Source organism: Mycoplasmopsis iners ATCC 19705 (assembly GCF_000701805.1).
GTDB lineage: Bacteria > Bacillota_I > Bacilli_A > Mycoplasmatales > Metamycoplasmataceae > Mycoplasmopsis > Mycoplasmopsis iners.
On sequence record NZ_JNJW01000006.1, the window covers coordinates 16,490 to 40,610 of the forward strand.

Sequence of the window (24,121 nt, forward strand, 5' to 3'; positions counted from 1 at the left end):
TATGTCCCTGACCGTTAAAATTTTATTTATTTGTTTATTAATTATTTTAATTCTTGCCAGTGGTATTTTTAGTGCTGCTGAAACAGCTTATACTTCACTTAATCCAGGCAAAATTGAAACTTTAACTGCTAAAAATTCTTTAAGTAGTAAATTAATCAAAAAACAATACAAATTTTTTAATCAAACTTTAGTCACAATCTTAATTTGTAACAACATTGTTAATATTGCGGCTTCAGCAATGGTTTCTTATTTATTAAGCAAAATCTTAGGTCATTATGCTGACTATAATGTTCTAATTTCAACTTTGGTTATGACACCATTAATTGTGCTTTTTGGTGAAATTATTCCAAAATTGATTGCTAAATCACACCCAATTTACACAGCTAAAACACTTTGCTGATTATTAGTTTTCTTCTTTTATTTATTTTTCATTTTTGCCTATCCTATAAGCAAATTTGGCAAAAAAATTTATATCACTAACACTGAGCAAGATGTAAAGAATTTGATTGATGTAGCCCAAAATGAAGGCGTTTTAGAAACTAATGAAAGTATTATGGCACAAAATGCGTTAGATCTTGATAGTACTAAAGTAAGAAAGCATTTTGTTAAAGCTAAAGACATTTCTTTTGTTTATGCTAATGATTCTATTTCAACAGTTAAAGAAGTCTTTTTAGACACTAACTATTCACGTCTTCCTGTTAAAAACAACAATGATGAATTTATCGGCATTATTTTGCTCAAAGATATTTTTCATTTACAAAAAGGTAAAGTGATCAATTATTTAAAAACAATCCCAACTCTCAGTGCTAATATTTCTTTATCTAGGGCTTTAGAAATTTTAAGAATGAATAAATCCCAAATGGCCTTTGTTACAGATAATAATAGCTCAACTGAAGTCTTAGGAATAATCACCATTGAAGACATTTTAGAAGAAATCGTTGGTGAAATTTATGATGAATATGACGAAGATGAATGAAAAGAAATTTCTGAAATTAGTTTAGAACTTTATCACGCCAGAAGTTCAGTTAAAATTAAAGACTTAATCAAGAAAATTGAAATTGAGCTTAATGTTACTAAAAAAGAAAATGAAATGACATTAGGTCAATGATTAGAACATAAAACACATAAAAAATTAAGTAAAAGCACCAATTTTTCTGTTGAAGATATTACTTTCAAGACTTTAAACAAAATAAATGCTAAAGGCAATCTTTGAAACATTGAAATTAGTTTAGGTAGCAATGCTGAATTGATTAATGAAAGCAGCGAAATTGAACTCAAACATTTACAATAATTAAGAATTAATTATTTCAACAAATTCTTAAAGATTCAATTTATTTTTGTATAATTAAGAAACTTGTGGAACAGTACTCAAGTCGGTCGAAGAGGCGGTCCTGCTAAGACTGTAGGGGAGGCAACTCCCGCGGAGGTTCGAATCCTCTCTGTTCCGCCAGTTTTTTTATACTATTTTTTGCATTAGAAAATAAGCAATTTAATATAATTAAACAATGCTTTTAAGAAAGGAGAGATTTTGAATATTCCTAATTATTTAGACAAAGGTTTATCAAGCTTAGAAGTTGAAAAGAGATTGGCTCAATTTGGCGAAAATAGCTTGATTAAGCCTAAAAAAGTAAACTGATTTGTTGCGTTTTTTAAACAATTCATGGACCCAATGGTTATTCTTTTAATCATTGCAGCATTAATTAGTTTTAGTTTAGCAATTTATGGGCATGTTTCAGGCAAAAACCAAGGCACTGAATTAATTATTTCATATGTTGAACCAGCTATTATTGTTTTAGTTATTTCACTTAATAGTATGTTAGGTGCTTATCAAGAAGTTAAAAGCGATCAAGCAGTACGCGCTTTAGAGAAAATGAATGAAACAAATGCTACTGTTAAAAGAGATGGCAAAGTTCAATTAATACCTGCAAATCAATTAGTACCAGGTGATATTGTTATTTTAAATGCTGGAGATGTAATAAGTGCTGATGCTAGAATTATTGAAGCTTACAATTTAAAAGTTGTTGAAGCTTCTTTAACTGGTGAATCACTAGCTGTGGAAAAATTTGCTGATTTTGCCAAAGAACAAAATTCAATTCTGGCCGAAAATAACCATTTAGTATTCTCCGGCACATATGTAACTAACGGTAAGGCCATTGTAGTAGTAGAAAAAACCGGTGCACAGACTGAAATTGGTAAAATTAACTCAATGATTCAGAGTCAAGAAAAAACTCTTACACCTTTACAAATTAAATTAAATAAGTTAAGCAAAATTTTTGGTATTTCAGGAATTATTTTGCTTTTTGTAAGTTTCATTGTTCAAGTAATTTTAACTAATGTTGTTAAAGGTTCATGATCAGAACCTAGTGCTTACACTGATGCATTAGTAATTGGTATTAGTTTAGCTGTTGCTGCTATTCCAGAGGGTTTAATAACCTTTACTACAGTTTTATTAAGTATTGGTGTTGCTCAAATGACAAAGCAAAAAGGTTTAGTAAAAAACCTTTTAGCAGTTGAAACACTAGGCTCTGTTTCAATAATTTGTAGCGATAAAACTGGAACTTTAACCGAAAACAAAATGACTGTTGTTGATGGTTATTTTAATGGACATTATTTAGGAGAAAAAAGCTTAATTAATGAACATTTCGTTAATTTAGCAAAATATTTGACTTTATGTAATGATGCCTCAATTCATTTTAATGAACAAACTCAACAATTTGATGAAGTTGGTGATCCAACCGAAACAGGTTTATTAAGATTTGCTTATTCATACAATTTACACAAAGACGAATTATTAAAACAAATGCCACTTATTTCTTCATTGCCTTTTGACAGTGATAGAAAATTAATGTCTGTATTAGTTAAAGCACAAAATGGTAATTTAATTATTACTAAAGGGGCTCCAGATGTGATTCTAAGCAGATGTAAAAACATCGAAATTAATCCAATTGAGCTTATTAATAGACAATTTGGTGAAAAAGCTTACCGTGTTTTAGCTGTTGCTATTAAAGAAACTAAGCAAAACAATTTAGATTTTGCTGACGAAAATGATTTAACTTTCGTTGGGTTAATCGCTATGATTGACCCACCAAGAGCTAATGTTGCTCAAAGTATCAAAATGGCGCAAAATGCCGGAATTAAAACAGTTATGATTACTGGGGATCATTTAAACACAGCTAAGGCTATAGCAAGTAATTTAGGCATTTATCAAGCTAATGATTTAGCAATCAGCGGTGAAGAATTAGCTAAAATGAGCGATGAAGAATTAAAAGCAAATGTAACCAAAATCAGTGTTTATGCTAGAGTAAATCCAAGTGATAAATTAAGAATTGTGAAAGCTTGACAATCACATGATCAAGTTGTTGCAATGACTGGAGATGGTGTAAATGACGCACCGGCTTTAAAAGCTAGTGATATTGGTTGTGCAATGGGAATTACCGGAACAGATGTTTCAAAACAAGCAGCTGATTTAGTTTTAGTTGATGATAATTTCAACACAATTGTTAATTCTGTTAAAAACGGGCGTTTAATTTTTGACAAAATTAAAGTAGTTATTTTAAACCTCTTAATTTCTTCTTTAACTGAAGTTTTAGTAATGTTAATTGGCATGATTTTATTTTTCTTAGTATTTAGAAAACAAATTGGCAATCATGAATTTTACATTTTTGGAGCTTCACAATTGCTATGAATTAATTTATTAACTCATGGGTTACCAGCAATTGCTTTAGGTTTAGTTGACTCTGGTAAAAACGTTATGAATCGAGCTCCATATTCAAGAAAAGAAAGTGTTTTTGCTAGAGGCATGGGTTGAAACTTAATTATTCAATCGTTGATTTTGTCAAGCTTAACTTTAATTGCCTATACATTAGGAGCAATTATAGCAATCAATGATGGTAAAGAAGGCGTCGAATTTCTTAATTATGCCTCAACCGCTGCTTTCTTAACTTTAGGCATAGCCGCTTCGTTAAATAGCATTAATTTAATGAGTGATAAGTCAATTTTTGTTGCTTCAATGAAAAAATACTGAATTGTTTGATTAGCGGCCTCATTCTCAGTTTTATGTACTTTATTTGTTGTGCTTGTGCCTGACTTATCAAGTGTATTCAGAATGATGAAAAATGTTTATACTCAACCATTAATTTTGGTTGTTGGTATAAGTTTAGCCTTTGGTTTAACACTAAGCAATGAAGGCTGAAAATTAACTAAAAAATTCATTAATAAATAATTATTAAATTTAACATTATTGTTATTAAATTAACAATGATGTTTTTTATTAACAGTAATTATTAATTCATAGCTATATTTTTACTAATTTTATTTTTTAATAGTTAGATTTACAAAAATTTATCAATTTAGTAAAATTGAAATACAAAAAATATAAAGGAGGACATATGGCAAATTTAATCAACCCTAACAACAACACAAGTGACCAAGAACAAGGATTTAACCCTGTTGCTTCAAATGTTGAAAGACCAGCAACAGTTTCAACAAGCGGAAAAATTATTTTCTTCATTCTTTCAATAATTCCTGGTTTATTTATTCCACTTATTTGATACTTTGTAATTTGACCAAACCAATTCAAACGTATGCAAAACGAAGTAAATAACGCTGCTTCAACAATCGATACACAATTAAGCAAACGTTACCAAGTAATGACAACTTTCGTGGAAGCTACACAATCATATTACAAACATGAATCAACCATTTTTGAAGAAGTAGCAAGATGCCGTTCATTAGTTGGCCAAATGAATGCTAGTGTTGGTACTGGCGAAGGACAATTAAGAAGCGATTTAAACAACAATTTAAATGGTTTAATGTCAAGATTGATTGCTGTAGTTGAAAATTATCCAGAATTAAAAGCAAGTCAATTAACCAGAGACTTAATGGAACAATCAGCATACTTAGAAAACGAAATTGCTGCTGCTAGAAGACTATACAACTCATACGTAAACGACTTTAACATTGTAATTACACAATGACCAAAAAGTGTTTGCGCAGCTAAAATGAGATTAACTTCATTACCATTATTCCAAGCTGCTAACGTTGAAAGACAAAGAGTTTCAGCAAAATTAAACTAATTAAAATAATGACTTTATTATTGAAATAAAGTCATTTTTATCTTTGAAAGGAAAATCAACATGCAAAAATTTGTTATTGACCCTAAGATTTTTGAAATTTATCAAGATCTAAAAATTGCAGTTTTAGTTGCTAAAAATTTAGGTCAAAGTAAACATAGTGAAAATTATTTTATAAATTTAATCAATGAAGCAGTTCCTTATGCTACTACACACTTACCAAACGAACAATTATCAGACAATGAAGTTATTGCCAAATGAAGAGCAGCATACAAAAAATTTCCGACTGATAAAGGCAATAAATCTTCAATTGAAGCTTTATTGAAAAGAGCTAAAAATCAAGGTAAATTGCCAAATTTATCTCCTTTAGTTGACATTTATAACTATATTTCTGTTAAATATGGTGTTCCTTGTGGCTCAGAAGACTTAGACAAAATTGATGGTGCCATTCAATTTACCCAAGCAAATGGCAATGAAGCTTTTATAACATATGGCTCTGATAAAAGTGAACCTCCATATCAAGGCGAAGTTCTTTATAAAGACAATTTAGGCGCAATATGTCGTTCATTCAACTGAAGAGAAGCTGTTAGAACAATGATCACTGATGAAACTAAAAATGCTATTTTCTTTATTGAAGAAGTAAGCGACAAAGAATCTGATAAAACAAACATTATGAACGCTATTGAAGAATTAAATCAAAAAATAGCGGATAATTTCAATTCAAATAATCAAGTATTTTTAGTGGATAAAAATAACAATTCGATTGAATTTTAAATTAATGCCATTTTCTATGGCATTTTTTGATAAAAAAAGCATGTTTATAGTGTTATTTAGTATTATTTAACTATTAAATTAGATAAGGAGCAAAATGTTAAATGTAATTGAACACCCGTTAATTTCAATCAAATTAACCAACATGAGAAATAAAGAAGCAAATCATTCAATTTTTAGACAAAATTTAAATGAAATCGCTTCATTAATGGTTTATGAAATTTTACGTGATTATCAAACTAAAACTAAAATTGTTCAAACACCACTTGAACAAACTTTTTCAGGTTCCACTTTTGATAAAGAAATAGTTTTAGTGCCGATTTTAAGAGCTGGTTTAGGTATGCTTGATGGTTTGTTACAACTTATTCCAGAAGCTAGGGTTGGACACATTGGTTTATATCGTAATGAAATTACTGCCAAACCTGAAACATACTTTTATAAAATGCCTAATGTGGCAAAAGATAGTTATGTTTTTGTTGTTGATCCAATGTTAGCAACGGGTAATAGCGCGATTGATGCTATTCAAAAATTACATAACGATGGCTTTACTAATGTTCAATTAGTTTGCCTCGTTGGCGCTCCTGAAGGTGTAAATAGTGTAGAAAATGTTTTTGGAGCAAACAACATTAAAATTTATTTAGCTGCTTTGGATCAAAAATTGAATTCAAGCAAATATATTGAACCAGGCCTAGGGGACGCTGGCGATAGAATTTATGGTACGAAATAACTTTCATTGAAAAGAAACACATGTCACTAAAATAGTTATTACAGGAATGTTTTTAGCTTTAGCTTTAACAATTAATTTTGTTGGATCTCGCTTTTTTATAGTTCCTTTTGCAAATTTTTTGCGTTTTGATTTCTCATTAGTTTGCATATTAATCATCTACTTATTTGTTGGCAGATGATATAGTTTTATTTTAGCTTTGTGTATCTTGCTAATTGCTCCGTCATATAGTTTATTAGGTTATTCACCATTAAGTTTGTTAGGTAATTTTGCCTTGTGTCTAACACAATTACTTTTTGCAATCTTTTTTGATATTTTTCATAATTTACTATGAAAAAGTCAAAAAAAGCAAACAGACTTAAAATATTGTTTAATTATTTGGACTGTTTTGTCTTTAACTATAGTTTTAACTTCATTGGCAATGACAATAATCAATATTGTCTTAATTATGCCTTTATATTTCTATGTTTTAAACTTAGAAAATCATGCTTCTTTTTTAACTTTAGCTAGTGTTTGAGCAAACAAATATTCGGTTTTAGGCTTTGGTATTAAAAATTATTACTTAGCCACTTTTACACTTTACTTTACTTTTAATTTACTTAATTTATTTATCAACGGAATTTTAATTTGAATTGTTTTACAAATCAATAAAAAGACTAAAATTATAAAGAATTATAGAAAAAACTAAATTGGGGGAAAGATGAATAATTACGAACCAAAATCAATTGAAAAAAAATGACAAAAATTTTGAGCAGATAATAAAACCTTTGAACCAAAAGGTGATTTTACTTTGCCTAAAAAATATATTTTAAGTATGTTCCCTTACCCAAGTGGTAACATTCACATGGGTCATGTAAGAAACTATGTTTTGGGTGATATCTTTGCCAGATTCTACCGTAAAAAAGGTTTTAACGTGCTTCATCCATTTGGTTGAGACGCTTTTGGTTTGCCAGCGGAAAATGCTGCTATTAAACACCAAATTCATCCAAAAGATTGAACATATCAAAACATTAATAAAATGAATGAAAGTATTAAGAAACTAGGTATTTCCTTCGCTTGAGATCGTCAAGTTATAACCGCTGACAATGATTACACAAAATTTGATCAATTGCTTTTTATTAAAATGTGAGAAAAAGGCTTAGTATATCGTAAAGAATCTTATCTTAACTGATGTGAAGTTGATCAAACTGTTTTAGCCAATGAACAAGTTGAAAACGGCAAATGTTGAAGATGTGGAAACCAAGTTGTTCAAAAATTAATGCCTCAATATTATTTAAAAATTACAGCCTATGCAGAAGAATTACAAAACGATTTAGCTCAATTAAAAAACCATTGACCTGAAAATGTTTTATTAATGCAAAAAAACTGAATCGACTATAAAAAAGGCTTTTTAGCGAAATTTACAGATCAAGAAAATGCCGCTTATGAATTGGTTGCATTTGTGGAAAATAAAGCTCAATTAGCTAAGGCTGATTTTATTGCTATTTCATCAAGTCACCCAATTGTTCAACAATTAATTAATGACCAAATTTTAGATCAAGCAGCAATAGAAAAAATTAATCAAATCACATCAAATGCCAAAGGTAAAAATTTTAGTGCTAAATTAGCATTTAAATTACCTTTAACAATGCAACTTAGCGAAGATAAAAATATTACTTTAGATGTTTATATTACTGATTTTGCTTCAGCAAATTCTGCTGATAAAGTGCTTTTAATTGAAATTGATAGACTAAAAAGTTATCAAGAATTTGCTCAACAAAATCAAATTAAAATTAACCAAAAAGACTATAAAATAGATCATTTAGCATTAGATGCTAGTTATGAAATGAACTTACAAGATTGAGGAATAAGCCGCCAAAGATATTGAGGTGCGCCAATTCCAATGATCAACTGTTCTAAATGTGGCAATGTACCAGAAAAAGTTGAAAATTTGCCTGTTTTATTACCCAATAATGTCCAATTTACCGGTCAAGGCAACCCTATTTTAACTGACCAAGAATGATTAAATATTAAATGTCCATATTGTGGTTCAAACGCACAAAGAGAATCAGATACTTTCGATACCTTTTTCCAATCAAGTTGATATTTTGCTCGTTATACAACTCCAAAAGCTTTGAGAGAAAATCATTTATTTGATGAACAAGAATTAAATTATTGAAGTTCAGTAAACCAATATATTGGTGGTGTTGAACATGCTATTTTACACTTGTTGTATGCCAGATTCTTTACCAAAGTCTTAGCTGACATTAACCTTGTTAATTTTAGAGAGCCATTTAATAATTTATTAACCCAAGGAATGGTGCTTAAAGATGGCGCCAAAATGTCAAAATCTAAAGGCAACACTGTTAGCCCCGAAGAAATGATTGAAAAATATAGTGCTGATACCATTAGATTATTTATTATGTTTGCTGCTCCGCCTGAAAAAGATCTCGAGTGATCAGACTCTGGAATTGAAGGCAGCTACAAATTTATTAAAAGATTAATGGAAAAATCAAGTCAATTAATTAAAAACTTTGACTATGTTAATTACTTAAATACTTATGATTTTGCTTCATTAAACGATGTAGAAAAAGAAGCAAGAAGAAAACTACACCAAAGTTTTCTTAAACAAGATTTAGTTTTTGATGAAAGCAAAAATACTTTTGCCTTTAACACAATCATTGCTTGAACAATGGAAGTTTTAAATGCTTATGACAATATAGATAAAAGCGAATTAATTTCAGAAATGTTTTATGTATTATTAAACATTCTTGAACCATTTATTCCGCATATTGCATGAGAATTAAGCCAAGAGTACTTTAACTTGAAAAACTTTGAACTATTTACACCAGATGAAAAAGCATTAATCAATGACAAAATTACTTATGCAATCACAATTAACGGAAAAGTCAAATGGCAAATCAGCATTTCAATTAATGATAATCAAAAAGAATTTGTTTTACAACAAGCCAAAGTCGAATGTGCTAAATATTTAGAAGACAAAACAATTCTTAAAGAAATTTTTGTACCAAACAAGCTTATTAACTTTGTAATTAAATAAACTAAATGCGAAAAAATACATTTTTTGTATTTTTTTCTTTTATTTGGGCATTATTAGAGTTAATGAAGTAAAGAAAAAAATTAGCATATAAAATATTTATCTGCTAAAAATCTTTTTTACATATATAATATTAATATTAATTAACTTGAAAAGGAGAGATTATGCAATTTCGAAAAAATATCTTAGTATTAGATATTGACAAACCTCAAAGTGAAGGTTGAGTTCTATTAAAAGATGATGTCAAAGATTTCAGATTTAAAGAACTACCTTGATTTGTGGATGCGGAAACAAATAATAAAGCAGGTAAAGAAATTGAAGCTTTATTGATTTACACAAACAATGAAAAACAAAAGAACAATTTAAGCAAAAAACACTATTTTAAAGACAGTTCCATTTTAAAAACCGCTTCTTTAGTGAAAATTAGAAGTATTAAAAAAATAACTGAAGATGAATGAACAATAACCTTAGAATGCACACAAAAGGTAGGTTTAACCAAACTTTTTGACAAGGATCAAATAGTAACTAATGTTGCTGAAGCAATTACTTCAGCTTCATATAACAATTTTGAAGAATTTTCAATCGAAGATGAAAATGATTTCAGAAGAATGGCTGAAAACATTTCTATGTTTGACGAAACACTTTCAAAAGTTGTACCAACACAAATTTATCCAAAACTTTTACAACAATTATTAATTAGAAATAATAATGGACTTGACTTGAATGATTGAATTAATGAAGTTGGAAAAACAGTTAGTCTCTTTTCCGATAAAGTTGATTTTAATCTCAAACAAGACGGTTCTGTTAATGCACAAGGCATTGATGACACAATCATTTTAACTGTCTTTGCAATTCAATTAGTTTTAAATAATTATCAAAGATATGTATTATTAGCTAAAAGAGATTTTATTGAGCAAGTTGATTACTTAATTAATTTACTTGCTGAATTACCAACAGTTGGTGAATTTTCAAAAGAAGAATTAGACATTTTGGCCAGAGCGCCATTCTTCAAAAAAATAATTAAACACATGGATAATTCAACAGCCGTTAAAAAAGCAAATAATGCCGATAAAAAAGATAAAAATAAAGATAAAGAACAAGTAGAAGAATGAAAAATTGAACAAGAAATTCAAAATAAGGTAAGAGAAAACTTAGATAAACAACAAAAAGAATTCTTATTGCGTGAAAAAATGAAAGCAATTAAAGAAACTCTTAATGAATCTGATCCGAATGCTGACGATGACGAGTTTCAAAAAGTGCTTAATGATCCAGTTAAATCAAAAATGTATCCTAGTTCAGTTTTAAAATTAATTAACACTGAAAAAGACCGTCTAAAAGGCATGATGCAAGGCACACCTGATGCTAACATTACTCAAGTTTTTGTTAATACTTTAAAATCACTGCCATGAAGAAAAGTAGAAATTGAAACGTTGGATATTCAAAAAGCTCGTGACATTTTAGATAAAAATCACTATGGTTTAAAAGAAGTAAAACAAAGAATTATTGAATATTTAGCTTTAATCATTAATCATAAAAACATTGCTAAAGCTAAAAAAGAAAAATCTGAATTATTACCTTTAGATAAAGAACATCAAATTGATCTTGATTTATTCAAAGAAGATCAAAACACTAAAAAGATTCAAAAAACCTTTAATAATGTACCAATTTTAACTTTAGTTGGTCCTCCGGGAACTGGTAAAACATCGTTAGCTAGAGCAATCGCAGAGGCGCTAAACAAAAGCTATATTAAAATTAGCCTTGGTGGCGTTCACGATGAAAGTGAAATTAGAGGGCACAGAAGAACTTATGTTGGTGCAATGCCAGGTAAAATTATTAAAGCAATTCAACGTGCTGGTGTATCTAACCCATTAATTTTATTAGATGAAATTGACAAAATGTCAGCTGATCATAGAGGCGATCCTTCATCTGCTATGTTAGAAGTTCTTGACCCGGAACAAAACACAAAATTCCAAGACAACTATTTAGAACATGAATATGATCTTTCAAAAGTAATGTTTATTGCAACCGCTAACTACTACGAAAATATTCCTCCAGCATTATTAGACCGTGTGGAAATAATTGAATTAAGTAGTTATACAATTAATGAAAAAATTAAAATTGCTAGAGAACACTTAATTAATGCTGTTGTTCAACAAGCTGGTTTAAATAAAGATCAATTCATAATTGATAATGATGTAATTGAATATATTATTAAACACTATACTATTGAAGCCGGTGTTCGTGGACTTAAAAGACTATTTGACAAAATAGCCCGTAAAATAGTTACCAAAATAGTTTCAGGCGAACAAATTAAAGAATTTGTAATTACTAAAGAAATAGCAACAGACTTTTTAGGAGTACCAAAATTTGTTGATGATGAAAATGAACAAAAACCAGCAGTTGGTGTGGTAAATGGTTTAGCATACACTTCAGTTGGTGGTACAACATTACAAATTGAAGTTACCACTTTCAAAGGTAAAGGCGGTTTAAAATTAACTGGTTCATTAAAAGATGTTATGAAAGAATCGGCTAATATCGCTTTAACTTATGTAAGATCAAACGCTGAAAAATTTGGTATTAAAGACTTTGATTTTGATGAAAATGAAATTCATATTCACGTGCCTGAAGGAGCAGTGCCAAAAGATGGTCCAAGTGCTGGCGTAACATTTACAACAGCCTTAATTTCTGCTCTAAGTAATAAACCTGTTCCACAAACAGTGGCAATGACTGGTGAAATCACTTTAAGAGGAAGAGTTTTAGAAATTGGTGGATTAAAAGAAAAATCATTTGCTGCTTATAAAAAAGGTGTAAAACATGTCTTTATTCCATTTAATAATAAGAAAAATCTAGTTGATATACCTGAAGAAGTTAGAGAAGCATTAGAATTTATTCCTGTTAAAAGTTATGATGAAATTTACGATGTTTTATTTAACGCTAAATAATTAATAGAAAATAAAAACGAATTTGCCTATAAAACAGGTGAATTCGTTTTTTAGCACTTTTTAACTAGGAAACACCGAGTTTCCAAGTTTGAAAGTCTAAAAACGAATATACCTATAGATATATGGGTTAAAAAAATAACCCTTAAAAAAGGGTCAAACTTGGGAACTTGGGCAATATAATTGTATAGACAAAGGAGAGAAAATGAAACTATTACCGTCTAATATTTCAAGACATTTAGAAACAATGTTTGCAGATGATATTAACCAAATCATTGCTTTGATTAACGATTGGTGGTTAATCAATTATAACCAACCGTTTGGTTTAATTGAAATGGATGCTATTAGATTTGGTAATAGCATACGTCTAAACAAAGAAACCACCGAAGAAAAATGATATAACGGATGTTTAATTAATTGGGGGCTAAAAGCGATATTAAGATTAGTTTTTGATTTACAAACAACTAAATTAATTGCGCTTGATAATGCAGATAATATTCTTAACACTAACCTTTTTAGCACAACTTATAAACGCATTCTTGAAGAATTAAGGAGATTAAAAAGCAACAATTATGAAATATAAAGATTATTCGCAACAATTAGTTGATATATTACAAGGACAAGTTTATTTTGAAAACTTATTGATTACTAAATTAGAAACAGAAAATATTTTAAATGACAAGTTTTTAAATGAAAATGAAGAAAAGTTCATTATCGCTACTAATATTAAAAACGCTTGAAAGTTTATTTTTGAAACATATGATTTAGAGATAAGCCCTGATTATGTTTTACAATTACATAAAATCTTAATGAAAAGTCTTGACTTGAATAATGGTAATTTTAGAAATATTAGTGTTAAAGTATTAGGTGCCACTTATGTTCCACCTTTATTAGTTAAAAGTCAATATTATGAATTAATACAGGATTGTATGAGTAAAAACGATGACATTTATTCACTGCCGTTGTTAATTGCGAGAGAACAATTTTTTAATGATGGTAATAAAAGAACAGCAACAATGCTTTTACAAAAAGAATTATTAAAACAAGGAAAATTATTTAATTTAAATTTAAATGTATGTACAGATTACCGTAAAGCACTTTTAAAGTATTATCAAGAATTAGAAGATAATTATCTCAAACAAGTAATTGACGATAACACGATTAATTTAAAAAGAAATAAAGTAAATAAAAGGTAAACTAGGACAAGTCTTATAGACAATTTATAAAAAACTCAAAGCATCTCAATATTGTTGAGGTGTTTTTCCCATGTTTCCCACTTGCGGGGCAAAGCGGGAAACACGGGAAAATTCGGCGCCCTTAAAGGCGCTATTTTTGTAACAAAAAACACCGTTATCAAATTTAAAGATAATGGTGTTTTCATTTAATATATTTTATTTAAGTAATTTGTTTCTAATGGCTGGAATAGCTAATAATAAACCTAATGAAGTTGCTGTTGCTATAGCAGCTATTAAGAATAATATTCAACTTCAGTCGTTGTCGACTTCTAATTTAGCTAATTCTTTATCAATAACTGTTTGTTTAACTACATCTTCATTGTTATGAGAGTTAAGATTATTTAAAATTTCATCTGAATCAGCAATTGCTTTATTAATTGCATCTTGTTGATCTTTAGTTAATTTTTTAAATTTCTTAGATTTAATTAAATCAACTAATACATTTTTAGCTTTAGCTAGTTCTTCAGCATCAACGAATAATTGTGCGTTTTGTTTATGAACATCATCAAAATCTGATTTTGATGCGTCATTGTCTAAAATTTTGTTAATTAATGTATCTTTTGATTTATCGCTTAATACATCACTAGCTTTAACTTGTTGAATTAATTTGTCTTTAGCTTTAACTTTGTCAATGTTAGCAATTGTATTTTCATTATTAGCTATATTTAAGACTTCATTAATTAAAGCATCTTTAGCTTTTTCAGTTATTTTGCCTTCATTAGCTTCTTGATGTAATTGGTCAATTAAGTCTAATTTAGCTTTTTCATTAATTAATTTGTCATAGAATTTAGCATCATCATTAGCTATATTATTAACTTCATCAACTAATTTAGCTTTTTCTTCATTAGTTAAATTATTATTGCCTTGAATTTTAGCGATTAAATCAGCTTTAGCATTTTCTTTAGCTAAATCGTTATTGAAGTTTTCAACTTTTTCATCTAATGAAGCAATATCATTGCTAATTCGATCTCTTTGTTCATTAGTTAAGTTTTCATTTTGTCTAATAGCATCAATAGAATTTTGTTTTTTATCAATGTTTTTAGCTGTTTCATAGTAGTTTTGTTCAGTTGGATCGTTAGCTAAAACATCTTCAACCAATTTAGCTTTATCATCGTCGCTTAAAATTTGATCATTCTTAATTTTGATTAATTTATCTACTTGATCTTCGATGTTGTCAAAGCTTACTGGTGCATTTTCGCTATTATAATCAATTGGGTCTACTTCAGCAATTAATGCGTCTTTTTGAACTTGTGGTAAGTCTGATTGGTTAATTTTTTCAATTAAGTCAATTTTTTTACCTTTCAATCTTTGATAAGCGCCCTCTAAAGAATTGGTATTAGTTGGACTATCAATTAAATTATTTAAATTGAATTTATTATATTTATCTTGTCCATTATCAGTTGTAGATTGACTCAATTCTTTGGCTTTATTCAAGATTTCATCAAAATCAGCTTTATTCTCTGCTTTATGATATCTAATGTTAGATTGATCAGCAATTAGTTCATCATAGTGATCAATTAAATCAAGCAATTTCTTCATTTTGTCATTAATTGGACTATAGGCTTCGAATTTTTTAAGAGCTTGATTATAATTTGGTGCTTTAATTAAACTATCTTTTAAATCTGCTTTTTGTTTTAGATTTAAATATGGATAGGTTTTATCAATTTGATTAATTAAATCAGTGATTTGAGCTTTTTTAACAAAATCATTAACTTTATTTTTTGTAGCACTCTTATCAATATTATCTTTAAATTGGGCTTTTTCATTTTCACTTAAGTTATTAAGTGCATCAACTGTTTTTTTAGCTTCTTTTTTATGCTTTTCTAATTCAGTTAAGAAACCGCTTAAATTAATAGTTTTAGATTGTTCTGATGCAATATCAGTTAAGTTTTCTTTAGTTGAAGCAATTTTATATTTAAAGATAATTGAACCATTGGTATCATCAGCACTTAAGTCAATAATTTTTAAATCAGCTTGATTAATCGCTTCATTATCTAAGTTCATATCAAAATATGTACTTAAATTGTTTAACACTTCATCTTTATTAGCTAATAATTCTGAAGGTAAAATTTCAGTTTGATTATCTAATTTATATTCAACATTAGCTTGAATTGTATTATCTGCTAATAAATTATTAATTCTTTGTTGTTCAGTTAAAAATCCATTGATAGTGAATTTTTTATCATCAACATGAATGTCATTGAAACCATCTCTCGTTGAATAAATGCTATAAGTACCACTTAAAGTACCATTTCTATCATCACGAGTTTTATTACTAATTGTAATATTTGTGGTTTTAGCATCATTTTGATTTAAATTACCAATAGTAATTGTAGTATCTGAAGCTTGTTTTTGATTTTTATCACTAACACTATTATTAAAATCAATAACTAGATCTTCTAATCTTTGTAATTCAGTTTTAAAACCGGTTAATTTATTAGTATTAGCACTTCTTGTTTCATTAACAACAATTTCTGCGTCTTCTAAACCTTGTTTAGTTGATTGCAAGATATAAGTTACTTTGATATATCCATCACGATCATCGCGTTGGGTGATAGTTAATGAATTTTCTTTAACTTTAATGTTGTTTTGTTCTAAAGTTTCATTATTGTTTAATTTAATAATTACTTTTGAACCAATTACATCATTTTCATTATAAAGTGGTAAGTATTGATTACGATTTTCAAAATCAAGTGCAATTTTTGGTAAGAAATCTTCAATTCTTCTTTTCTCTTCTTCGGTATTAGTTAAGAAGTCAGCAAAATTAATAGGAGATGATTCTTTAGATGTTACTTGTTGTTCCTTGAATGTTTCTTTTCAATTGCTTACTAATTTTTTCAAACCAGTTTGATCAGTATTTACTTGTCTGTCTGAAATTAATTTGTATTTAACTCTAATTTGACCTGTATTATCATTAGCATCTGTTAGAAGTAAATCAGAGATATGATAGCTTGTATTGTTAGCGTTTTCTTTAATTGAAGCACTAAAATCATTTTTAGTTAAAGTTGAAGCTTTTTTATTTGCTTTATCAACAGTGTCTTTTAATGAAATATTATATGGATTAGTATCAACTAATTTATTTAATCTTTGTAATTCTGTTTCAAATCCACTAATAATAATTTCTTTAGTGTCAGACACTACAGATTTAAAGTCTTCTTTAGTTGATTTAATTTGGAAACTTAAACGAATTTCACCAGTTAAATCACTGTAACCAACAATTTGTTGATTAATAAATTCATAATTATCTTGATTTAATGCATCTCAAGTTCACTGAGTGGTTGCATCTGTTAAGCTTGAAGCTTGTTCATTTGCTTTATTTGGATAATCAATATGATAAAGAAGACCATTTTCAACTTTGTCACTAAAATCAAGAGAATTTAATCTTTCTTTTTCAATTTGCGCTAATGTTTTAAAGCCGCTTAAAGTACCTGATTTGTTATATTTACTGCTTGAAGTTACAGTATTCAAGTTTTGTGAATTAACTGTTCCTCTATTAGAAATAATTTGTCAAGTATAACTAATTTCACCTGTGCTATCATTAGCTGATTTCTCTACCACTTTTAAGTTATAGCTTGTATCTTGATTAGTTGCTGATTTATTTAAAATTAAGTCTTTTAATAATTTTGATGCCGTTCATTTATTATATTGGTCACTTGCGATATTTTTAATTCCAACTTCAATTGCTAATTTTTGCATAATTTCATCAAGACGCATTTGTTCAGTTTTGAAGCCTTTAATTTGTGCGTATTTATTATCTGAAGTTACACCTTGATAAATTTCATCGCTTTTTTGAGAAACTAAATGGTATGTAATTCCAATATAACCGTCAATTTCATTTCTTGTATCAATACTATCAATTACAACTCTGGCTTCTGGATTAGCTTCTTGAATAGTTGCACTTACTTTTTCAATAACTGTATCTGAAGGTAAAGTGGTAATTTTGTTTTCATAATCTAATGTAACAGTTAAATTATTTAAACGTGTTTTTTCTGCTTCTTTATCAATTGGTTTTTTGAAACCACCAATAGTAATTTCTTTAGTTATGCTTGAAGTAACATCAGTTAAATTATCTTTAGTAGATGTTAAATTATAAGTAACAATTACTTGTTGATTATTGTTTGGATCTACTTTCACATTATTAGTAATTACGATTTTAGCTTTTGAATCACTTAATAATGTTTGGTTTGGACTTAACATTCATTTAGTTACTTCTGAAGCTAAAACTTCATTTTGAGCTTTTTGACCAGTATAAGTAATTTCTTTAGTGATTGTGTTATCATTGATTACTTTGTCTAGTCTTTGACTTTCAGTTAAAGTATTAAAAGTCGCAGTTCTTGCTTTGGTAGAAACAATATCGTCTAAACCAGTTCTTTTTGATTTAATCTTGTATTCAACGGTAAATGCGCCAGTTTTATCATTAATAGAATTTGAAACAATTTTAACTTCATGAGCTTCATCTGTTTCGCTTGTAGCGAAAATGATATCGCTTGGTTTTATTTCAGAAGCAGTTTTATTTGATTTAGCATTTTCACTTAAAGTAGGTTGATAACTAAGAGCATCAATTCTTTCTTGCTCGGTTTTATATTTATCTTTAGTTTCTGATTTAAAAGTATAAGTTTTAACTGCAGTTTCTGCATTAGTTAAATTTGCTTTAGTTGATCTTAATTTATATGAAATAGTTAAACTACCACTACGATCATCTTGATTAGTAATAGTTAAAGCAATTACTTCAGCTTCACTATTCTCAGGTAAAAGTACAGCTAAGGCGCTATTAATGTTGGTAGCAGAAATTTCAGAAGGCATTAATTTTGGATTTTTATTTTCATATGAAACTTTTAATGCATTTAAACGATTAGCTTCTTCAGCTCGAGGAGTTAAATAACCATGAAACTCTGCTCAATTAGATATTTTAGATTTAATAGGATCTGAATTAGCAACAGCAGGTTCTCAGTTATTTGAAACTAAATCTTTTCTAGTTGAAGTTAATGAATAAGCTATGCACGCATCTCCTGTATCATCATAACGAAGAATCACTGATTCAAGATTAATTTGAACATTTTGATTAGCAAGAGAATCGGGAACATTAGTAACAAAATCAGCCAATGTTAAATCAGAAGGTTTTTTGTTTGTTGTTCCTGGTTTTTGACTAATAACAGAATTAGGAGTAGCATTGTCAACTAATTTATTCATTCTTCTAAATTCAGTTAAGAAGCCAGAAATAGTTACATATTTTTCTTCTGATTTAATAGTTTCAAGATTTTCTTTAGTTGATTGTAATTTAAAACCCAATTTAATTTGTCCAGTAATATCGTTATAAGCAACAACTTTTTTATCAACGATGGTATATTGACCATCTGCTTCAGGACTTCAAGTTCATTTATCACTATTTAAATCATCTAAATCAACTTTAGAAGCTAAAATTTTAGATTTATCACTTCTGTCAATTGAATAACCACTTAAGCCATCTAATCTGGTTTTTTCACCATTTTTAAATCCAGTGATTGTTACACTATCAGCATCAGATTGCGGAGCAGTATAAGTAATTTTTGTTAAATCATTATCACTTCTTCAGAATAAATCTTCTTTAGTTTTAGTTGAAGTTAAAGTGAAGTTTAAAGTACTTCTACCAAAATCAGATTCAGGATTAATATTTGTGATATCAAAAGTTAATTTGTCATTTGTTGCATTTGAATATGAATAATTAGCTTTATTTTTAGCTTTTTCTGAATCTGCTAATTCATTTGCTGCTGTAAAACCAAGACTAATTTTACTTTGATCTTTATTAATGCTATTAGCAATAGGATTTAATCTTTGTGTTTCGGTTTGATAATTATCCTGAGTATCTGCTTTAAAAATATAAGTTTGTACTTTAGTTTTAACATCAGTTAAATTAGCTTTAGTTGAAACTATTTCATAAGTAATTTCAAGTTTACCATCAACATCATTAGCAGCAACTACTTGTATATTTTGAATAACAGCTTCTGGTTGATTATCATTAATTGTTACAGTAAAAGGACTTTGATCAGTAGCATAATTTTTAGCTACATTAGTAGCAAATAATTGTGGTTTGTTGTTAGTATGGTTAATAGCTAAGTTATATAAACGAGTACTTTCATCAAGTTTAGATTTGAGTTTGCTTAATTCATTTTTTAAAGCTTTATAGTTGGCTAAAGCTTTATCATAAAGTCCACTGTAATCATTTGGATCTGTTTGTTCAACTTGATTGAATTTATCTTTATTTTGATTACCATCTGCTAAATTTAAATTAAATGCAGTAGTTAACTTGGTAGTTAAACTATCGGCAGCTTTTTTGAGTGAATCAATAGCATTTTTATAACCAACATTAGTATCTGCTACATAATTAGTTTGTCATTCACTAATTTTAGTCAATTCTTTACCAATTCCTAGGTCTAAGGCTTTAATAAGAGTAAATCGTTTTTCTTTTTCACTTTCATCAGTAATTGTGGTATCAATTTCTTTTAACAATTGTTGTTTTAATTCAACTGTCATGTTTTTTAATTCATTTTGTCTTGGTAAATATGAACTAGAACCATCTAATTTAGATTTGGCATCTTTTAAATCACTTAGTAAAGTTTCAATTTCTGTGCTATTAGTAATTGGAGTGGTAGCAGAATCATCAATTACTGCCTTGGTTTGCTTAATAAATTTTTTGTAGTTATCTTTTTCACTTTTAGTTTTTTCATAAACATAAAGTTCATTAGTAATTTCACCATTTTTATTTGGTTTAAGTGAATCAGGCAATTTATCATAGTAATCTTTTAATGCGTTCATTTGTGTATTTAAATTAGTTGCATTAGTTTTAAATGTTCCATAATTTTCAGGATTTACATAATCACTATCATCACTATCTGTAATATTTATTCGATCAATTAAAGCTTGTTTTTGTTTAGCGGTTAAATTAGTTAATGAACGAATATGATCAATTAATACTGCTTTATCATGAATTGATTTTAAATTTGCATCATTACCAAATTGACTAAATTCCTTGCTAATTGGATTAAGTTGAGCTTGATTAACTAATCGAATGTACTAATTTCTTTCATCTGGTTTTAAATTAGTTAATTGATTTAATTTAGTAGTTAAATTAGCTTTGGCTTTGTCAAAAATAGTGTTAATTTGCTCAGCTAATTTTTGATTATTAGAAGTTCAATTTGTTTCTGTTACAACTCCATCATTTGCTTGATAGTTATTTGGTAATTGAGTTATTAAAGTATTAAATTGTTGTCTTTCATCTTCAGTGCTTTCAACAAAAATAAATGATTCAACAGCTTTTTTAGCTTGATTTTTGTTACCATCTAAAGCTTCTAATGTTTGACTTAAAGAGGCTATTCCATTATCTAATTTAGTTTTAAAACTATTAAATTTATTGTAATCTAATAAAAATCCTTTTGTTGGATCATTTAAGAAAATTTGTTGATATTCTGCATTATCAAAACTTTCAGTGAATTTATTGTATTTTTCTTGATCATCTTCACGAGTTGACAGAGTATTTTCTGAAACAGTTTCTTTTCATTTGCCAGCATTTGTTTTTAAGTTACTTTTAATTCAAGTTACATAATCATTTAAATATTTACGTTTCTTAATTTCTTCAGCTACTGTTGCTTGGAATTCTTTTAATTTATCTAAGTTTGTAGTTGAATTAGTGTCAATTAAATTATCTATTCCACCATTATTTGCAGTTAAAGTGAATTGATTATTAATTATTTCAATTGCTTTATCTTTGAATAATTTGTAAAGATTAGTTTTTTCACCTTGACTTAAAGATTCATATAGTTCTGGATAAGTAGTAGCAAATTCACTAGTAGCAATATCATAAATATTTCCACTTACTACATTATCAACAACTTTATATCCATTTAATTTTGCTACTGCTTGATCATAGTCTTGGTGATTTATACCTAATATGGTAGTTAAGTTATAACCTCATTTAGTAGTACTTTTTTGTTCCTCTGGCAGAGGTTGTTTGTTTTTCAAAGCATTTTTTCCAGCAGATAAATATTCGTGAAGTTTCACTACCTTATCTTTTAAATTTTGAGTAGAAGAATAAGCAAAATTTAATTGAGAAATTAATTTGTTTTCATCACTAGATAATGCTTTATTAGTTTCGGAATAATAAGTTTGATCAACTTCTGAAGCAAATTGAATCATAGGAATCACTGTTCTTAATGTTCTAATAAAAGTTGATACATGCTTTCTATTATCCTCGATGTTTGTATACTTATAATCATCAAATCAAACATCACTTTCATTCTTATTTTCACCCCATTCTTTAAATTCATTAGTAATAAATTTTTGAACTAATTCACTAACTCATCCTGATAAATTAGGATATTCTGTTTGTAACATTTGCTCAATTTTTAATCTATCAGTAATAAGAGGAGTATAAACTAAATCATTAAAAACATAAAAACCTTGAGAATCTTTAGTTGCATTAGCAAGTTTTGTTTCTGCAATTTTTCATTGATTTTGGAAATTAGTGTCTTTAATTGTTGCTTTAATCTTCAAAGTGTTTGGATCAATATTATTAAACGGTGAATTTAAAGTGTATTCACTATAATATTCTGTTGCGTTATTTATTTTATTGTATTTTGTTCTATCTAAATCAAATAATTTAATTTCAGTACCATCTTGATTAGTGTAATAAACACCTAATTCGTACAATTTATTACCAATTTCATCATCTTCTCTTCTTTTAAATGATTTAGGTAAATATATGTTGGGTTCAGATGAACCAACTGTTTCTTTAATTCTGAATTTGTATTCAGTTGATTTAGTTTTTTCACTTCTTATGATAAATCCTGATTCACCTTCAAAACCAGAGTTCAATCCAACATCAAAAAGAGTGTAAGCTCCACCTAAAAAGGTTGGAACAGAAGTTTTGCCGTTTCATCTAAAATTAGGATTATCAACTGTTTCAAATTCAACTACCACAACGTTGTTTAATCATCCCCTATTTCTAGCATTTGGTGCATCGATGAAAAAAGTAAACATATATCCAGCATTTTGGTCTAATAGATTTCAAAAACCAATACCTTCATTATTTAATAATTTTTCATCAAACAAGCCATCATCAATTAATTGCCGTGCTATTTTACCATCTTCAAATTTAGTAATTTTTTTAATAGATTTATGATAGAAACCAGGTGTTCCCTTTCCAAGGGTAGTAACTTGGTCGTTAATTAATCTATTAGCAATAGTTGAGCGGCTATCACGAGTTAAACCATTTCTTTCAGCAACTATTTGCTCTTCTGCGGTTCAAGGGTAGGCAGAATTAGTTCACAATCCTCTTAATCTAATTTCACTATTATTGTTATATCCAGATGCTCCAGTGACAGAAGTATTTTCTGGATTTACTCAGTTAACAATATTATCTCACTTATCTTCAAAGTAAGGATTTTGAGAATAAAGCGGGTTAATAAAAGTGTAATTACTTTTATTGGTTGGTAATTTAGTTCATGAAACCGGAATTTCCTTTGTTGAAACATTAGCATAATCAATAACATTAATATCAGCAGGATAAAATGAAAATTTAACGAATGAATCATCCGCCAAAATCATGTCTTGAGAAAGATAGAAACCACCTAAATATCTGTTTTCTCTAAAATTAGCTGGTTGTTCTTTATGAAAAATTAATTTTCATTTTCTACGATTACCATTTAATGATTTATCATCAACCCAATTACCTTTTTTACTGAATCTATCAAAATAAGTTGTATTTAAGAAATTAGGATTTTTATTATCAGTTATTGATGGATCACCAACAGTTACTAAATTTTGAGTTCCTTTATATCCATAGAATTGATAGCCATTTCCATTGTCATATGAACCATATGGACTATATCTTGAATTAGTATAAATATTATTATCTTCATAAAAGAAACTGTCATATTTATTATCAGTAGTATCTTTACCCATATAGATAGGAACTGACCCAGAAAAAGGAATTAAAAATACGGATGAAGAAAGAGTAGCGCCTAAAAGCCTAAACTAGGACAAGTTTTATAGACAATTTATAAAAAACTCAAAGCATCTCAATATTGTTGAGGTGTTTTTCAATTTAACACAGATTGAAATCTTTCATTGTTATATCATTCAATGTAATCTTTGATAATGTTTTTGAGTTTATCAAAGCAAATTGTTTTGTAATTTACAAAGTTTAAACACTCAGATTTGATGTTTGAAAAGAAATATTCAACTTCCCTATTATCTAATGAATTTCCGACCCTGCCCATAGATACATTTCCATTGTTTTTTGCAACTACATCGAGATATTTAGATGATGAATATTGAAATCCGTGATCTGAGTGAAGAATTCAAGGTTT

Annotated in this window: 12 protein-coding genes, 1 tRNA gene and 2 pseudogenes; 11 read left to right on the forward strand and 4 right to left on the reverse strand. The window is 28.2% G+C overall.

Going from position 1 to position 24,121, the window contains the following annotated elements; translation table 4 throughout:
* Position 1 precedes the first annotated feature (1 nt).
* The 11 genes and pseudogenes from T395_RS0102055 to T395_RS0102105 all read left to right on the forward strand — a co-directional run bounded on the left by T395_RS0102055 (position 2) and on the right by T395_RS0102105 (position 13,739).
* Complete coding sequence (locus tag T395_RS0102055) at positions 2-1,291, forward strand: CNNM domain-containing protein (RefSeq protein WP_029512839.1); 1,290 nt, start codon at positions 2-4, stop codon at positions 1,289-1,291.
* 67 nt (positions 1,292-1,358) lie between these two features.
* Positions 1,359-1,450: transfer RNA gene (locus tag T395_RS0102060), tRNA-Ser, on the forward strand.
* Positions 1,451-1,528: 78 nt separating this feature from the next.
* Positions 1,529-4,222, forward strand: a complete 2,694-nt coding sequence (locus tag T395_RS0102065) for a cation-translocating P-type ATPase (RefSeq protein WP_029512840.1) — start codon at positions 1,529-1,531, stop codon at positions 4,220-4,222.
* Between the two features lie 166 nt (positions 4,223-4,388).
* Positions 4,389-5,075, forward strand: a complete 687-nt coding sequence (locus T395_RS0102070; RefSeq protein WP_029512841.1) for a LemA family protein — start codon at positions 4,389-4,391, stop codon at positions 5,073-5,075.
* 60 nt (positions 5,076-5,135) lie between these two features.
* Entirely contained in the window at positions 5,136-5,846 is a 711-nt protein-coding gene (locus tag T395_RS0102075) for a B3/B4 domain-containing protein (RefSeq protein WP_029512842.1), read from the forward strand.
* Positions 5,847-5,940: 94 nt separating this feature from the next.
* Positions 5,941-6,570 carry a uracil phosphoribosyltransferase gene (gene upp, locus T395_RS0102080; protein ID WP_029512843.1) on the forward strand — a complete coding sequence of 210 codons (630 nt, stop codon included), beginning with the start codon at positions 5,941-5,943 and terminating at the stop codon, positions 6,568-6,570.
* Entirely contained in the window at positions 6,557-7,255 is a 699-nt protein-coding gene (locus T395_RS0102085) for an MPN527 family putative ECF transporter permease subunit (protein ID WP_029512844.1), read from the forward strand. The genes upp and T395_RS0102085 overlap by 14 nt, the downstream gene beginning before the upstream one ends.
* A gap of 12 nt (positions 7,256-7,267) precedes the next feature.
* Positions 7,268-9,607, forward strand: coding sequence for a class I tRNA ligase family protein (locus tag T395_RS0102090; RefSeq protein ID WP_029512845.1), 2,340 nt, complete (start codon positions 7,268-7,270; stop codon positions 9,605-9,607).
* A gap of 1,055 nt (positions 9,608-10,662) precedes the next feature.
* Positions 10,663-12,546: pseudogene (lon, locus tag T395_RS0102095) on the forward strand (endopeptidase La); the annotation flags it as partial.
* A gap of 202 nt (positions 12,547-12,748) precedes the next feature.
* Positions 12,749-13,126 (forward strand): hypothetical protein, encoded by a 378-nt coding sequence (locus T395_RS0102100; protein ID WP_029512847.1) that lies wholly within the window; start codon positions 12,749-12,751, stop codon positions 13,124-13,126.
* Positions 13,116-13,739 (forward strand): Fic family protein, encoded by a 624-nt coding sequence (locus tag T395_RS0102105; protein WP_029512848.1) that lies wholly within the window; start codon positions 13,116-13,118, stop codon positions 13,737-13,739. Before T395_RS0102100 ends, T395_RS0102105 begins: the two co-directional genes overlap by 11 nt.
* Positions 13,740-13,934: 195 nt before the next feature.
* Here the strand turns inward: T395_RS0102105 and T395_RS0102110 are convergent, their stop codons facing one another.
* The 4 genes and pseudogenes from T395_RS0102110 to T395_RS03680 form a co-directional block, all read right to left on the reverse strand.
* Positions 13,935-20,570, reverse strand: coding sequence for a lipoprotein 17-related variable surface protein (locus T395_RS0102110; RefSeq protein ID WP_029512849.1), 6,636 nt, complete (start codon positions 20,568-20,570; stop codon positions 13,935-13,937).
* 90 nt (positions 20,571-20,660) lie between these two features.
* Positions 20,661-20,825: pseudogene (locus T395_RS03745) on the reverse strand (hypothetical protein); the annotation flags it as partial.
* Between the two features lie 3 nt (positions 20,826-20,828).
* Positions 20,829-23,714: a hypothetical protein gene (locus T395_RS0102115; protein WP_029512850.1), complete on the reverse strand. Its 2,886-nt coding sequence runs from the start codon at positions 23,712-23,714 to the stop codon at positions 20,829-20,831.
* 95 nt (positions 23,715-23,809) lie between these two features.
* A partial coding sequence (locus T395_RS03680; protein WP_029512851.1) for an IS3 family transposase occupies positions 23,810-24,121 on the reverse strand: 312 nt, incomplete at its 5' end.